Origin of the sequence: Parafrankia sp. EAN1pec (assembly GCF_000018005.1) — a bacterium.
GTDB lineage: Bacteria > Actinomycetota > Actinomycetes > Frankiales > Frankiaceae > Parafrankia > Parafrankia soli.
Genome location: NC_009921.1, coordinates 3292562 through 3306705, shown reverse-complemented (window position 1 = coordinate 3306705; position 14144 = coordinate 3292562). Strand labels below are relative to the sequence as shown.

The 14144-nt window shown below is 69.0% G+C and carries 14 protein-coding genes and 1 pseudogene; 5 read left to right on the top strand and 10 right to left on the bottom strand.

Translation table 11 applies throughout. The features are described 5' to 3' along the window. Positions 1-162: 162 nt before the first annotated feature. Positions 163-291 (bottom strand): hypothetical protein, encoded by a 129-nt coding sequence (locus FRANEAN1_RS43330; protein WP_347177126.1) that lies wholly within the window; start codon positions 289-291, stop codon positions 163-165. Positions 292-492: 201 nt separating this feature from the next. Here FRANEAN1_RS43330 and FRANEAN1_RS13605 point away from each other — a divergent pair, with 201 nt between their 5' ends. After that, positions 493-1749, top strand: a complete 1257-nt coding sequence (locus FRANEAN1_RS13605) for an IS701 family transposase (protein WP_020460374.1) — start codon at positions 493-495, stop codon at positions 1747-1749. A gap of 255 nt (positions 1750-2004) precedes the next feature. Here the strand turns inward: FRANEAN1_RS13605 and FRANEAN1_RS13600 are convergent, their stop codons facing one another. Next, positions 2005-4989, bottom strand: coding sequence for a helix-turn-helix domain-containing protein (locus FRANEAN1_RS13600; protein ID WP_041254139.1), 2985 nt, complete (start codon positions 4987-4989; stop codon positions 2005-2007). Between the two features lie 234 nt (positions 4990-5223). Between FRANEAN1_RS13600 and FRANEAN1_RS43325 the strand changes: the two genes are divergently transcribed. Next, positions 5224-5349 carry a hypothetical protein gene (locus FRANEAN1_RS43325; protein WP_278184630.1) on the top strand — a complete coding sequence of 42 codons (126 nt, stop codon included), beginning with the start codon at positions 5224-5226 and terminating at the stop codon, positions 5347-5349. A gap of 88 nt (positions 5350-5437) precedes the next feature. On the opposite strand, the gene FRANEAN1_RS13595 is transcribed toward FRANEAN1_RS43325, so the two are convergent. From FRANEAN1_RS13595 to FRANEAN1_RS42140, 3 genes are all read right to left on the bottom strand, one after another. Then, positions 5438-6523: a hypothetical protein gene (locus FRANEAN1_RS13595; RefSeq protein WP_020460372.1), complete on the bottom strand. Its 1086-nt coding sequence runs from the start codon at positions 6521-6523 to the stop codon at positions 5438-5440. A gap of 134 nt (positions 6524-6657) precedes the next feature. Beyond that, positions 6658-6909 carry a hypothetical protein gene (locus tag FRANEAN1_RS13590; RefSeq protein ID WP_041254138.1) on the bottom strand — a complete coding sequence of 84 codons (252 nt, stop codon included), beginning with the start codon at positions 6907-6909 and terminating at the stop codon, positions 6658-6660. Beyond that, on the bottom strand, positions 6906-7085 hold the full coding sequence (locus FRANEAN1_RS42140; protein WP_020460371.1) for a hypothetical protein: 180 nt from the start codon (positions 7083-7085) through the stop codon (positions 6906-6908). The genes FRANEAN1_RS13590 and FRANEAN1_RS42140 overlap by 4 nt, the downstream gene beginning before the upstream one ends. Before the next feature lie 377 nt (positions 7086-7462). Between FRANEAN1_RS42140 and FRANEAN1_RS40970 the strand changes: the two genes are divergently transcribed. Then, positions 7463-7627, top strand: coding sequence for a hypothetical protein (locus FRANEAN1_RS40970; RefSeq protein ID WP_157472628.1), 165 nt, complete (start codon positions 7463-7465; stop codon positions 7625-7627). A 21-nt stretch (positions 7628-7648) separates the two neighbouring features. Here FRANEAN1_RS40970 and FRANEAN1_RS13580 read toward each other — a convergent pair whose 3' ends face one another. The 3 genes and pseudogenes from FRANEAN1_RS13580 to FRANEAN1_RS40965 all read right to left on the bottom strand — a co-directional run. Further along, entirely contained in the window at positions 7649-8476 is an 828-nt protein-coding gene (locus FRANEAN1_RS13580) for a hypothetical protein (RefSeq protein WP_020460369.1), read from the bottom strand. Positions 8477-8637: 161 nt separating this feature from the next. Beyond that, positions 8638-9504 (bottom strand): hypothetical protein, encoded by an 867-nt coding sequence (locus FRANEAN1_RS40340; protein WP_020460368.1) that lies wholly within the window; start codon positions 9502-9504, stop codon positions 8638-8640. Beyond that, positions 9501-9961 (bottom strand): annotated as a pseudogene (locus FRANEAN1_RS40965) (Tn3 family transposase); the annotation flags it as partial. The gene FRANEAN1_RS40340 and the pseudogene FRANEAN1_RS40965, both read right to left, overlap by 4 nt. A gap of 869 nt (positions 9962-10830) precedes the next feature. On the opposite strand from FRANEAN1_RS40965, the gene FRANEAN1_RS13565 reads away from it, so the two are divergent. Next, entirely contained in the window at positions 10831-11634 is an 804-nt protein-coding gene (locus tag FRANEAN1_RS13565) for a hypothetical protein (RefSeq protein ID WP_020460365.1), read from the top strand. A gap of 518 nt (positions 11635-12152) precedes the next feature. Then, positions 12153-12707, top strand: a complete 555-nt coding sequence (locus tag FRANEAN1_RS13560; protein ID WP_020460364.1) for a hypothetical protein — start codon at positions 12153-12155, stop codon at positions 12705-12707. Between the two features lie 8 nt (positions 12708-12715). Here the strand turns inward: FRANEAN1_RS13560 and FRANEAN1_RS13555 are convergent, their stop codons facing one another. Together FRANEAN1_RS13555 and FRANEAN1_RS13550 are read right to left on the bottom strand one after the other, a co-directional pair. Next, positions 12716-13627 carry a hypothetical protein gene (locus FRANEAN1_RS13555; protein WP_020460363.1) on the bottom strand — a complete coding sequence of 304 codons (912 nt, stop codon included), beginning with the start codon at positions 13625-13627 and terminating at the stop codon, positions 12716-12718. A gap of 4 nt (positions 13628-13631) precedes the next feature. Then, positions 13632-13994: a hypothetical protein gene (locus FRANEAN1_RS13550; protein WP_020460362.1), complete on the bottom strand. Its 363-nt coding sequence runs from the start codon at positions 13992-13994 to the stop codon at positions 13632-13634. Positions 13995-14144: the final 150 nt, after the last annotated feature.

Sequence of the window (14144 nt, the reverse complement as noted above, 5' to 3'; positions counted from 1 at the left end):
TCCCCTCGTCGGACCAGACAAGCGCCGGGCCGCATACCCGCGCTGAACGGGCGGCCGGAGCGCAGCCGCGGGGTGCGTGAACGTGCTTCTACGGCATGAAGCGCGCAGAAGCCGCCGTCCTCAAAGGCGATGTATCGTCACCAGAGTTGCATAAACATCCAGTCAGTCGGCGTTTGGCGTCGGCTGGCGGCGCTCGCGGAGGCTTGTCACGAGCCGGACGAGCGCGGCGACGAGGCTGAGGAATCCGCCGAGCGCGGGCGCGAGGTCAGTCAGGTTGGTGTCGTGGTCCATGGCTTGGTTCTCCTGTCGGTGTGGTGATTGGGGTGACAGGAGACAGCACATTGGATCATGGACATGTCCGGCTACAGTGCCGGACAGACCCGGACGGACAGCGTCGCCATCGCAGGGGGCACGGCGGGGTGACTAGTAGGACTTAATTAGGTCTGTCCGTGGTTGTACTGACTGTCGTCTTCGTGTGTGGCGGTGGTTGGTATGGAACTGAGTGAGATGGACCGGGTGCGGCCGGTGATCGAACGGTTCGCGGGTGAGATGTTCGCGGATCTGCCGCGGCGGGATCAGCGGGGCAAGGGTGAGCTGTATGTGCGGGGGCTGCTGACCGACGGCAAGCGCAAGAGCATGGTCCCGATGGCCGCCCGCCTCGGCGTGGACCATCAGCAGCTACAACAGTTCGTGACCAGCTCGACCTGGGACTACCGCCAGGTGCGGCGGCGGCTGACGGGCTGGGCGACCGGGTTCCTCGACCCGGTGGCGCTGGTGGTGGACGACACCGGTTTCCCCAAGGACGGGCCGGCCTCGCCCGGGGTGGCCCGGATGTACTCCGGCACCCTGGGGAAGGTCGGGAACTGTCAGATCGGGGTGTCGGTGCACGCGGTGACCGACTGGGCGTCGGCCGCGGTGGACTGGCGGCTGTTCCTCCCGGCCTCCTGGGACGACACCGCCCTGTCCGACCCGCAGGAGAGCGCCGCCGCGCGGGCCCGGCGGGCACACGCGGGGGTCCCGGACGAGGCGCGGCACCGGGAGAAGTGGCGGCTGGCCCTGGACATGATCGACGAGCTGGCCGGCTGGGGTATGCCCGTCCGGCCGGTGGTCGCGGACGCCGGCTACGGTGACGCCGCCGAGTTCCGCCAGGGCCTGACCGACCGGAACATCCCCTACGTGCTGGCGGTGAAGCCGACCGCGACCGCCTACCCCGCCGACGCCACGCCGGTCACCGCCCCGTACTCCGGGAACGGCCGTCTGCCCGTGCCCGCCTACCCCGACCCACCCCGGGATCTGAAATCCCTGGTCATGGCCGCCGGCCGCCGCGCGGGCCGGTACGTGACCTGGCGTCACGGCACCCACAAGACCCCGGACAACCCGACCGCAGGGATGCGCTCCCGCTTCCTCGCACTCCGGGTCCGCCCCGCGGGCCGGAACATCACCCGCAAGTCCGACCGGAGCCTGCCGGACTGCTGGCTGCTGGCCGAATGGCCCCCCGGCCAGCCCGAGCCCACCGACTACTGGCTGTCCACCCTGCCCACCGAGATCCCGATCCGCGACCTCGTCCGTCTCGCGAAGATCCGCTGGCGGATCGAACACGACTACCGCGAACTCAAAGACGGCCTCGGCCTCGACCACTTCGAAGGCCGGACCTGGACCGGCTGGCACCACCACGTGACCCTCGTCAGCATCGCCCAAGCCCTCTGCACCCAGCTGAGACGAACCCCAAAAGTCCCTGCGCCGGCCTGACCCTCTACGGAGTCCTCCGCACCCTCCAGGCCCTGCTCGCCGTCTGGACCGGCGCCTGCCCCACCTGCCAGCGACCCTTCACCCACACACCCAACGTCACACAACACCTATCCGGAGTCACCTAACGAAGTCCTACTAGTGTCCGGCCGGACGGTCACCCGGCAGGGTCGGACGGGAATCCCACCGCCTGCGCCAAGTGATCGGCGCAGCGGAGGTACGGGGGGGCACGGAAGACCTCCTGTGGGTCTGATGGGGTCACCAGGTAGGGCCGTCGGCGACCTCCCCCTCCATCGTGAGGCCATAGCGGTGCAGCCGCTGATCATCATCGGCGCTCAGTACCGCGTGCAGCCGGGCGCCGGCCCAGGTGTCGTCGGCGGTCGCACGGGCACTTAGTTCGTCGAGTTCTCCGTCCCGACTCAGCTGGGCGGCGAGTTCAAATGCGGCTACTCCGTTGCCAGCGTCGGCATGGGCGCGCAGGACGGCGATCGCACCGGCGCGGTCTCCGGCCGCAGTCAACATGGTCACGAGCCGGAAGGCGCTGCGCGCGTCACCGGCATTCGCGCGGGCGCGAAGGACAGCACGTGCGCCCTCATCGTCTCCAGCTTCGACCAGGAGCTCAACGAGCTGCTGTGTCGCCCAGGTGTCGCCGGTGGACGTGCGGGCGCGCAGGACATCCATCAGGCCTTCGTGATCCTCAGCCTCGTGAAGGAGCCTGACGAGTTGGCGGATGATCCAGTTACCACCGTCGTCGGCGTCGAGGTGATCGCGCAGGACGGTGATCGCACCGTCACGATCGCCGTCCTCGAGCAGGAGCGCGGCGAGCCAGTCGGCGGCCTCCCAGTCGCCAGCGTCGGCGCCGGCCGCCAGGATGGTGATGGCGCTGGCGCGATCTCCCGCGGCGAGCAGAACGTCCACCAGTCTGAAGACGACCTCCTGGTCGCCACCGAGGGCACGGTCCCGTAGTTCGTCGACGTGGCCCCCTTCGACCAGCAGCTCGGCGATATGGGTGGCCGCGTGCCGGCCACCCGCGTCGGCGACCGGACGCAGGATGGTCATCGCCCCGTCCCGGTCACCGACGGAGACCAGCACGTCGACCAGGTCGTCAACGGCGTCGGGGTCGCTCATGTCGGCGGCGCGCATCACGGCGATCGCACCGTCGTGATCCCCGGTCTCGAGGAGCACCTCGGCAAGGCAGGCCCGGAGCCAGGCCAACTGGTCGACATCCTTGACCTCCTCGACGCCGTCGCGGGCGGCGGCACGCAGAACGGCGATCGCCCCGGCACGGTCGCCGGCGTTGACAAGCAGTTCGGCGAGCCAGTCAGCGGCCCAGATGTCTCCCGCGCCCGCCCGGGCGCGCAGTTCATCGACGTCGCCGGCCTTGGCGAGTATTTCGGCCAGTGTCCCGGCGGCCGCCGGATCGCCGGTGTCGGCGCGTGCTCGCAGCTGGTCGACGTCCCCGGCTTCGGCTAAACGCAGGGCAAGAGCGACTGCTGCTTCCTTGTCTCCCTTTTCGGCACGCGCGGCCAGCCCGTCGAGGTCATCGACCTCCAGCATCAGGTCGATGAGCCGGGCGGCGGCACGCCAGTCGCCTGCGTCGGCAGCCGGCCGCAGGACATCGGCCGCGTCCTCAAGGTCCCCGGCTCTGGTCCGCTGCTGGGAGAGCACGCGGGCCGCCTCGCCGTCGCCGGCCGCGGCTCGGTCACGCAGGCCGTCGACATCCCCGACCTCGAGCAGCAGCCCGGCGAGCCGACCGGCCGAGGACCGGTAGCCAGCATCTGCAGCCTTATGCAGGAGCGGGACCGCGGCGCCGTACTGGTAGCGGTCGAACGCGGCATCAGCGACGCGGTGGACGTCCGCGGGATCGGTGAGATGGTCGCGCAGCGCGATCCAGAGGCTGGCGGGTGGCCGCTCGCGGCGACGGGTACGGGTGGCGTACTGGACGAGGTAGTCGGCGGGGGTGTAGCCGGTGACCTGGCCCATGCCGCCGGGGCCGGTTGGCTCCAGGGCGGCGGCGGCGCCGTGCATCGTGGTGTTGTCAATGGCATAGGCGCGGGCGTCGTCGAACCAGTCGGCGGGCGCACGCGCCCGTTCATGGTCGTCGAGGTAGCCAGGCGCTGCCGCCTCCAGCAGCCGGGTCGGCAGGGGTCCGCGGGCGCCCAGGCGGGCGGCATCCAGCGCGGCGGTCAGCACTGCCCACCGGTAGGGCCCACGGCTCGGCCCGCCAGCGCCTCGGGCCCGTTCCCAGCGGGCGACCAGCTGCGGAGCGGCGGCCAGGGTCTGGGTCAGCCCGTAGCCGGTCATCGCCAGCGCGGTCCGCAGTTTGGGATCGGCCTGCGCGGCCAGCTCGGCTCGGCCTTGCTCACCGTCGCTGAACGCGCCCGGGACGTGTACCTCTCTGGCCAGGCGCAGCAGCATCCGTTGCTCCCGGTAGAGGTCCTCGTTGCCGTCCCGGCTGGGCAGCGAGGTGTAGAGGCTGTGCCAGTACGGCCAGATCGTGGCAACCACCACCACCGGACCCGCCCCGTCCAACAGGTCGCGCAGCACCCCAGCGGTCAGGCCCGGGTCGGCGTCGAGGTAGTTCTGGATCTCATCGAGCCAGACGACCAGCCGGCGGGGGCGGCGCGCGACCAGCGCGGCGACCTCGACCGCGTCGGCGGGGTGGACCAGCCACCAGCCCGGCAGCTCGGCCCGGACGGCCTCGTAGGCCGTGCGGGTCTTACCAACCGAGGAGTCTCCGACCAACAACACGAGCCCGCCATGCTCGGCCGCCGCCGCGAGCCTGGAGCGCACACCGCCGACCGCCTCGTCGACGTCCCGGGCCACATAGGTCGGCAGATCGTCGTCCTTTGCCCCGTCCACCTGGATCGGCTGGTGCACGCCCAGCCGGTACGGGTCGGCGTCCTCCACGCGTACCCACCCCGCAGGTGGGTCCTTCACCTTGCTGCCGGCGCGTTCCCACGCGGCCAACCACTGCACCCGCTCTGCCGCCGGCACATCACACACGTCGAGGAACGCGCTGACGGTCGGCTTCGACGGCCGTGGCCTGGCGGAGTTCTCCGCGTCGCTCGCCGTGGTCCGAGGCAGGCTCAAGCCACGCTTCCTCGCGGTCATCTCCATGTCGCGGACCGACAGGCCGGCGCGGCGGCGCAGCGCGCCCAACGCGGCGGCGAGACCTTCAGGAGAGTTCACGCCGGACGGATCTGGAACCACCACCGCGTCCAGCGACCTGTCGCGTTCCACGTGCGCCCCCGTACACCCAGCCCGATGATCCGCCGGCCGCTGGCGGCGGGACGGCTGTCCGGATCCGCCGTCGCCCGGCCGCCCGGACACCTGCACCTCGTCGCGCCACCGCAGGTGGCGCGACGGTCTGTCCGGGTCTGTCCGGCACTGTAGCCGGACATGTCCATGATCCGGTGCACTGTCTCCTGTCACCCCAGCGGCCCAGCCGCCCGTACCGACAGGAGAACCACGACCATGCACGACACCGAACTGATCGACCTCGCGCCCATGCTCGGCGGGCTGTTCAGCCTCGTCGGCGCCGTCATCCGCCTCGTCACCGACCTCCGTAACCGCCACCGGCCGACGCACAACCATGGCTGAACCGACGGCGGGGAGCTCCGCATCGACCAATGAGGGGGTCGAGACTGATGAGAAACGTACAGCCGTTGGCGCTAGCGATGATCGCTGTTTAGCGTGCGAGGAGATGGTCGGTGAGCTCGATCGTCGCGAGGTACCACCAGAAGATCCAGTCGAGGAACTCGGCGCTATAGTCGGTTTTCTGTTGTTCGTTCTGGTGCCGGATCGCGAACTTGTTCGCGATCGTGAAGAGGTCACCTTCGTCCTTGCTGAGCAGCTCATCTTTGATCAGCTGTCGGCGTTCTTCGAGAACGCCACTGAGGACGACGACCGCGGATCTCTTGGTGTGTTCGTCGGCGTGCCGTGCCCGGTACAGGCTGATGGCGTGGCGGAGCCGGTCAGCGGCCGGGCTTTCTCGCTGGGCCATGCGGCTCAGGAGGTCCGATCGGGCGGGATCGGTGCTGGTGACCAGGCGACCGACGTCTTCGCCTTCGTCCGCGAGGTGGAGGCCGAGGTCGCTTCGTTCGAGCAGACCATTGACGCGCCACCGGTAGACGACGCGGCCTGTGGCGGGAGAGAAATCGCGGTAGTGCCAGCCGCATCCGTCGTAGTCGTGTAGTCCGCGAGATCGGGGGCGCGCTACCAGATCGTGGAGCACTTCGACCACGTCGCAGAACACGTCGATGTTCTGTGCGAGTCGGTCCGGCGTCAGCGGCCACAGGTCTGCGGCGCCGATGGCGCGCTCGATGACGGCCGAGGGGTCGATCTCGCTGGGGTCGTCGACGCAGTCCTTACCGAACGCCTGCTCGAAGTATCCGTGGTTGTTGAGATGGCTGACGATATCGATGAACTGGCGGGCTGTGGCACGCAGACCGGCACGGTCAGGGGAGGTACCCGCCCGGCGTTCGGACCAGTACGGGCGGTACTGCGGTGTTGTGGTCTCGCGGAGCTGTTCGGAGCTGGACATCAGGTCGCGGAGGAATGCCTGCCCGTTGCTCAGGCCACGTGGAGGCGGGGACTGTGCGGCTGCCTGACGGAAGTCGTCCTGGGGAGTAGGGCCCGCGAACGCGTGATCGAGAAGTAGTAGGCAGCGGTCATCCCAGTCACGGTGGATCCTGCGGTGGTTGAGCAGGTTGCTCGCTTCGTGGACGAACAGGTGCCGTGGCCAGACGAGTTCGTAGTCGCCCCCGTCGTACATGAGTTGTGTTCCAATCCGGGTCAGCGGCCGGCGGGAGTGGAGGATGAGAAGGATCCGTGTAGCGGCACTGGTGATCTTTGATGGGAGCGAGCAACCCTGGACCAGCCTCGCGGCCGGCTAGCCCCTTCTGTGCGTCATGGTCCAGTTCGACGCGGGCGGAAAATGCCGGGGGTAGACCCAGGATGAAGCTGGTCGACGAGCATCTGCGCGAGAGCATCAAGCACCAGCTCATGCGAGGAGCGGCTCTCTGTGGGGTCGCGGCCGGGGACCAGCTGCGCCGAGTAGACCTCGCGGTCGGCGAGGCGGACAGAGACCCTTCCGCCGCGTTCGACGACGGTCGTCACGTCGAGGTTGGTCGTGGTGCGCCATATCTCCTGGCCGCTCATGCCGCGGTCCCCGTGGTGGCGGGCCGCTTGCCGACGCTGGCCTTGTCGAGGTGACCGCTGACGCCGGAGGTCAGGTCGATGTGGATGTTGCGGCGGGCGACGCTGGCGCGTTCCAGGGCGTCGATCTGGTGGTCGGGGTTCTGGTCGGTGGTGGCGACCTGCGCATATCCGATCAAAACGGCCCCAAAATACTCGACACGGACGTCTCCTACCTTTGAGCGTCGACGTGGGCTGTCGACGTCGTGATGCGGGTCGAGGGGTGTGGCTGGCGGGTGTCGACCGACGACCGTTTGCCGACTCTGTGTTCGCTGGGGTGGCTCCGAAGGCCCTGCGGCACAGGAGGATTCTGTACCGACCAGGATCTCGCGCCGGCTTCCGGTCGATGCGGGTGTTGTGCACTCATGGTGGGAGCTGTCGATGTTGATGAACCCTCATCCGCAGGTGCTCGTCCCCCACGGGACCACCGCGGACGGTCTGCAGTGGCAGCTGCGCTGTTCCTCCTGCGGAGCCGAGACGGTGGACCGGGCCGGATTTCGCCGAAGATCACAGGGCCGTGACGGTGTTCCCCGACCGCGACGACTACGACAGCCCGATCGGTACACGGGGCGGATACGTCCAGATCGATCTTCAATGCCCGGTCGGGCATCGTTTCGCGCTGATCGTGGCCAACCACAAGGGGGCCGAGTTCGTGGCTGTGGTTCCCTCCAGCGCCAGCTGATCCGCGACCGCCTGCTCTCCGTCAGGGCGGGAACATCTCCACGATGATCTGAGTCTGGTGTTCGCGGGCGGCAGTGAACAGCGTCTGCAACGCGGCCCAGCCCGGCTCGGCTGTGCTCAGCGACAGCCACCAGAGTCGGCTCTGGACATCGTAAATCGCCCCGCTCGCGCGGATGAGGTCGAGTTGTGCCTGCCATCTGGGACCGGAGGCGGGCATGGGGATGATGCGAAGCCGTGGTGCCCTGCCGGTCGGGGCTGCGATGCCGGTGGACGGATCGTCCCGGGTGTCCCCGATCGGGTCCGGTTCCTCGCAGGCCAGCGCCTCCAGCCAGGCGTGGGCGAAGGCGATGCCTTCCTGGATTGCCTGAGGGTCGGCTTCTCGGCGCCGCGCTACGCCCATCGTTTTGTTGACCCGGGCGTGAACGGTGGCGTAGGTCAGGTTGCCGGTGTGCACGATGCGGCCGATGAGCCGGTTGAGGTCATCGCGCGGGTCGGATGGCGGTTCCCAGTCGGCGTCAGCCGCCAGTGCGGCCGCGTCCGCCTCGCCGCACCGGTCACAGATCATCCCTGTCCCGGGCACCGGCGCGTGGCCGCACGAGAAGCAGACGTCGCCGTGGCAGGTGGCGCACGACATCATCGCGCCGTCGCTGTGGTCGTGGAACTGCCCTGGATGGGCTCTGTCCCAGGCGGCGGCTTCGGAGATGCAGTCCCCGGTGCACACCGGCGGGTCGGGTTCCACCGTGGTGACCGGTTGTGGAGGGGGGATGCCGGCGGCTTCCCGGGCGGCGGCCTCGCGGGCGCGGTGTTCTCGGCTGGCCTCGTCGCGTCGTGCGCGGGCTTGCAGACACATCTCTCTTTCGGCGTCGGTTAGATGTGTCCAGCAGGCCACCGACCTGGGGAGGTCCGGCCAGTCGAGATCCGGTTGTCCGAGGCCTTGGCGTTGTCCGGGCCATTCCGCGGCGTCCCGCTGGCAGCGTTGGCCGTCGCGCCGAGGACGTGTGCACTTCACGGTCACGTCTGTGATCTGGTGCGTCCTGGCTGGCCCCGCCGCCTCGGCGAGGCGGGCGGTGGCGAGGGGATGACGGCCCGGGTTGCGGCTGCGTCCAGGGCGTCGAGGAGTTCGGCGAGTCGGTCTGTGCCGGTGAGGTCTGCTGCGATGGCGGGGAGCTGGTCTGTCAGGAGCAGGACCGGGTTGTCGGTGCGGCCCACCAGGCTCCAGCCGTCCGCGCTGGCGCGCAGAAGCCGTGCCGGGCCAGGTGCGGCGCGGCGGGACCGCACGCTTCCTGGGGCGGGGGCCGAGTCGGTGGCGAGTCGCCAGGCGGCGCTGAGGGCCTGTGTGACGGCGGGATGGTCCAGGTCGGCGAGCCTGGGCAGGATGTCGTGCAGGCGCAGGTGGGGCTCGTCAAAGCCGGTGTCGTCGTCGACGATCAGGTCTTCCAGGTCGCTGGCGAGACGGTCGGCGGCGCGGCGGCGTTCTGCGCCGGGCCAGGCGGTCATCTGCGGTGGTCGCAGCGACGTCTCCGCCCCGGTCGGATCATGCGGGTCCGTCCGATCCGCGAGGGCCAGGTGGCATTCGATGGGCCAGCCCGGCCGGTAGGCGAGCAGGCGCTTGGGGTTGGTGGAGATCCCGCTCTGCAAGCCGGTGTCCCACAGGGCCAGGGCGCTGCGGGCGGCGTCGGTGTCCGTGCTGACCTGGGTCCATCGGGCGCCGATGGTGTCCTGACCGAGAAGCAGTGCGTACCCGTCATACGTGACGGGCAGATCGAGGGCAGCGCAGGCCGCCGGATAGTCATCGGCGAGCTCGCCTGGAAACTCCTCGACCGTCAGCAGAACCACGGTCACCGCGGCGAACCCGGACGGCTCCTCCTGCTGGCTCATGGCGGTCTCCTCATCAGGATCGTCCTCGGGGCTGCGCAGAGCCCACAGGCCAAAGCCTTGGGGCGGCGGGAACAGGAGTAGCAGTCCAGGTAGTTGAGATGGGCATTCCCGGGCGGGGAGAGCCGGGCGACGTCGGTGTCGGGTCTGGCGTAGGACAGCGAGGTAGCGGGTGTTCCACAGCACGGCGGCGTTGAGGTCAGGCCGAGGGCGCCGAGCTGGTCCTCCTGCCCTTCCCGGTAGATCTGCCCGCAGCGGCCGTGGAAGATCACGCGGGCGAATTTGTGGCGGGATTCCTGCACGGTGGTCCGGGTGTTCACCTCACCGCCCGGCGATGGGTGTCGTCGAGAGGTTCCATTATCGCCAGCAGAGCCAGAGTCTTCGCGATGCGGCCGTACTCGGCGAAGGCCTGCCCCAGCGGGGTCGGGTGGCCATCGCGGCCGAGCATCCGCAGGAAATCTAGCGGCACACCCCAGAACGTAACCGTCGGACGCACAGGCAGAGAGCAAATCGGCGAACCCAGCCACACCGTGGTCTAGATCTGCCCCCGGTACGGGATAACGACCGCGTGCGGCCCCACGCGCGACCCAGTAGCCGAGGTGAGCCACCGCCGCGGCGACCCAGCGGAGCGCCAGCAACGGTGTCTCCGCTGTCCGCAGGCCCCACGCCACTCACGGGGAACCGGGACCGGCCAGCGGCGGGCGCTAGCACCGCCACGGCACCGCACAGCGAGAGGCCACAAGGCCGTGACCAGCGGATGTGCTACCCAGGCCGAGCCGCCAGCCACGTCTTCAACGGTGAGGGCAGGTCGCCGTCTGGACGCCGGCCGCGACATCGGCATACCCCCTTCCCATGGGGTTATCCCCTCTGGTGCGCACGGGGGTTTCCCACTTGATGGGATACCCGCCTGCGGCGTGCTGGCGCAGTTCAGGGGCCCGCTGGCACTGCCCAAGAACAGCCTGACTGGCTACCAGGAGCCCTGGATGATAGTCGGGCCGCTCCAGGTCCACGGGTCGCGACAGTCGCACTTCAGATAAGCGCATGAAACTAGAATTCCATAAATACCTGAATTTCCCACACGGCCCCTCCTTTGCATTTCACTTGACCCATCCTTTCCGCTTGCATTCTTTTCGCGACTCACACCTCTACCATTTATCGACTTGCGGGGATGGTCTCCGATCTGCGGAAATATGATTGCCGGATCACCCAAAAAGACTAGAAATAGTCGCCCGACAGTATTGATTTCTCGGGTACATGGAGGGATTATTAGTTATCGGCGCGCTGCGCCCGGCGCGCGGCGCTAAATCCCCCACCCACATGGAGTCCTCCATGTCGCATGACTTCTTTTCCTCATTCTTTTCCCGGGACATTCCGTCGATCGTTCCCGCCCAGTCCGCCACGGCCGAGGACATGGCGCGTGTCACCGAAGCGGACTGGGCCGCGATCGTCGACCACGCACACCGCCACTGCCGGAAGGTCGATGCATCCCGCTCCCGCAAGCGCGCCGACGGCAGCGCCACCATCGCCCGGGACGGATTCGGTACCTACGGCAGCGACGACGTGTCCGACGACATCGCCCAGGACGCGGTACTGATCTACGCCCGTCGGCTCGGGACGATCGTCCGGAGCTGCGTCGTCGCCTCCCTGGACGTCGCCACCCGGGAACCCGACGGGTGGCAGTACCAGACCCAGGACGGCGAGACCTCCGTTGTGAACCGTGCCGTCATCCGCCGCTGGGCGGTCCACGACGCTGCCCAGCGCAACGGCTACCGCCCCCGTCGCACAACCCCCGACGCCGGTAACCCCGACACTGCCCGGCGGCAGGCCGAGCATCTAGCGTCGGTGACCTTTCTCGCCGGACTCTCCAACGTGATCTTCGCGATGGCATGGGAGGACGGGCACGACTTCCCCACCCTGCGCACGCTCCTACACCTGGCAGGCCACACCGAGGATCTTGGACGCGCCGGACTTCTCGCCACCGTCGCCCAGCAGACCTACGGCGGCAAGTACGGATCACGCCGCGCCGTGATCAAAACCCGTGACGCCGCACTCGCGGAAGCACGCGAACTCACCAACCGCTGCGACGACATCCGCCGCAACCTCACCCACCGCGAACACCACACCGACGGCTGAGGCCCCCAACAACCCACCATGGAGCCTCCGAGTCACCCCGCTCGGAGGCTCCACCACGTTCCGCTGGTCTCTCGCGGTGCGCCGTGCCGGGAGCGGGCCCCTCTGGTCTGACCGGTAGGCCTTGGTTCGAGCGGACCTTCGCCTGCCTGCGCCAAGTTCCGCCGGTTCCCAGGGCCATTCTGAAACGACCTGCAAAACCCCAGGTCAACACCGGTGGGCGAGTTCTGGAACGCCCTCGGCAAGGGAACGTGGCCGATCACGATCTGAGCACTATCTCCCCTGTGCGCCGCACCCTGGTGGCCGGGGCTTCCGCCTGATCTTCGTGTTCTGTCACCCGGCAGCGATTCGGAACTCTAGCTTCCCGGTAGCGTCACGTATCCCGTACAGATACCTACTTTGACAACGCTGCCGCAAGTATTGCGCCGGATACGGAGGGGCGAGGCGGGGTCGATAATCTGTACCCTGCGCCAAGCGCACCAGAAAGACTACCTGCGGTCATGGTGGAAGGTGATGGGAAGATGACTGTCGCAGATGTGTATCTCCTCGCGGTACATGATCCGTACCGGTCGCCGCGGCATCCGGTTCCCATCAACGCGACCCTCGTGCACGCGCGGACGCTGTTGCATCCCTCGCTTCCGCAGCCGGACGGCGGGCGGATCTACCGCTGCCTGACCGAGTTCCCCGGTCGTACCCACGGGTGCGTGGTGCCGCTGTCGACGCTGACCTACGAGCTGGCCGGCGGGGCGCTGTGGCCGCAGGTTGCGCGGTGGCAGGCGGTGATCGAGGCGCTTGTCGCGCTCACCCGTGCGGGTGGCTGCGATGCGACGCAGCTGGGTCTGCAGCCACGGGCTGAGGCGTTGCTGACCAACGGCCCCAACACCGAGGTCACCATGGTTGATCCATCGTCCGGCGGGAGGACGAAGCTGGGGCCGCGTGATCGTCAGCGGGAGATTGCCCAGTTCGAGAGGTCGGTTCGTGAGTTCGTGGAGGGCGGGCCGTACTGGCCGGGCGACGGTCTGGTCGCGCCGCCGACACTGCCTGCTCGGATGCCCTACCAGCCGGTTGGTGGGTGACCGCGGGGTCATCGGCCCTTCCGTGTCAACCGTGTGATCCGTTCGCCCTCGGCCGGGTCCAGGGGGCCGGTGCTGTCGGGTGCGGCGACGCCGAGGGCGATGGCCAGGGTCCGGCCGTGCAGGTCCAGGGTCGCCTCGGTCAGTTCGGTCAGTTCGGCGATCGCGGTGCGACCCCGCGCCCAGCCGGTCAGGCCTACGGCGAGCGAGATGAGTAGTCCGGGCCACCACAGCACGCCCAGCGCAAGGTAGGGCAGCGCCCAGGCCGTGGTGATCACGGTGGTGGCGAACTGGCCGTTGGCCGCGGCCAGGTCGGCGCGCAGATTGTCGGGCAGCACCAGCCACAGGCGCGTCCAGCCGAACCGGAGGTCCAGGCCGTAGCGGTTCACCCCGATCTGCTCAACGGCCGCGATGCGGTCACCCATCCAGGTCGGCCTGGCCGGCGGGGCGGGAGACATCCGGATGACCTGCTCCGCGGCGAGGTCGATCTCGGCCTGTTGCGGCGGTGTCCGGGTTGCCGGCGGGTATCGGGTCTGCAGCTCGCGGCGGGCGGCGACCAGACGGTGCCAGCGGCGCGACCGTGCGTCGGTACGCCACCGCTGCGCCCGACGCAGACCGGGTGGCCACCGGCCGAGCCAGCAGTCGCGGACCGGCCCGGCGAGGGCCTGCACGAGCAGTCCGACTCCGCAGGAGGTGAGCAGTGCGCCGATCACGGCGAGGGCCTGCACCGGCCCGGCCTTCGCGCCCAGTGCGGTGCCCTGCCGGGCGGCTTCGTCCGCCAGGCGGCGCACATCGACCGCGTGTGCCCAGCCGAGCCGTCCGCCGATCCAGGCGGACGCGACGAACAGTAGGCCGGGCAGGGCGAGGAGGCCGACCCAGCGTTCGGCGAGCTTCTTCGCGAGTTCACCGAAGAAGCCGTTCATGCGGTCAGCGCCTGCTCATCGGCAGTCCGGTGAGCAGGCAGCGTGGGATCGGGCCCGCCGGAACGGCGTCGGCGATCCGGTCACACGCGCTGTCGGGGCAGCCGAAGATCTCCTCGTCGGCCCGCCCGGGGCCGGCTCCGGGCAGGCCGGTGCCCAGGCCTCGCTGGGGGTCGGTCGTGTCGGCGCCGAGAAGCTCGGCGAGCAGCGCCGCGACCGGCCTGCGTGCGCGGGCTTCGGTCTCGATCCTGGCCAACAGCAGCTGTTTGTCGGCGGAGTCCATGGCGCACAGTTCGCGGAGGACCGGCAACTCGTCACACAAGGCGCTCAGCATCCGTCGCTCAGCGGGATCGACACGTTGTTCCGTCACAGCGGACGACGTTATCCGGCGGACCGGAAGGCCATCTTCCGCACCCTGCCGAACGCGGCGCCGAGCAGGTCGGGGGCTGAGGGTTGGTTCCGGCAAGGTAAATGGCACCTTCCTGCCACGACTAGGATCCGGTCGGGGTAGCAAGGGCGG

Coding starts and splice junctions, on each gene's coding strand:
- FRANEAN1_RS43330 (WP_347177126.1), bottom strand. CDS start 291: ATGGACCACGACACCAACCTGACTGACCTCGCGCCCGCGCTCGGCGGA.
- FRANEAN1_RS13605 (WP_020460374.1), top strand. CDS start 493: ATGGAACTGAGTGAGATGGACCGGGTGCGGCCGGTGATCGAACGGTTC.
- FRANEAN1_RS43325 (WP_278184630.1), top strand. CDS start 5,224: ATGCACGACACCGAACTGATCGACCTCGCGCCCATGCTCGGCGGGCTG.
- FRANEAN1_RS13595 (WP_020460372.1), bottom strand. CDS start 6,523: ATGTACGACGGGGGCGACTACGAACTCGTCTGGCCACGGCACCTGTTC.
- FRANEAN1_RS13590 (WP_041254138.1), bottom strand. CDS start 6,909: ATGAGCGGCCAGGAGATATGGCGCACCACGACCAACCTCGACGTGACG.
- FRANEAN1_RS13580 (WP_020460369.1), bottom strand. CDS start 8,476: ATGTGTCTGCAAGCCCGCGCACGACGCGACGAGGCCAGCCGAGAACAC.
- FRANEAN1_RS40340 (WP_020460368.1), bottom strand. CDS start 9,504: ATGAGCCAGCAGGAGGAGCCGTCCGGGTTCGCCGCGGTGACCGTGGTT.
- FRANEAN1_RS13565 (WP_020460365.1), top strand. CDS start 10,831: ATGTCGCATGACTTCTTTTCCTCATTCTTTTCCCGGGACATTCCGTCG.
- FRANEAN1_RS13560 (WP_020460364.1), top strand. CDS start 12,153: ATGACTGTCGCAGATGTGTATCTCCTCGCGGTACATGATCCGTACCGG.
- FRANEAN1_RS13555 (WP_020460363.1), bottom strand. CDS start 13,627: ATGAACGGCTTCTTCGGTGAACTCGCGAAGAAGCTCGCCGAACGCTGG.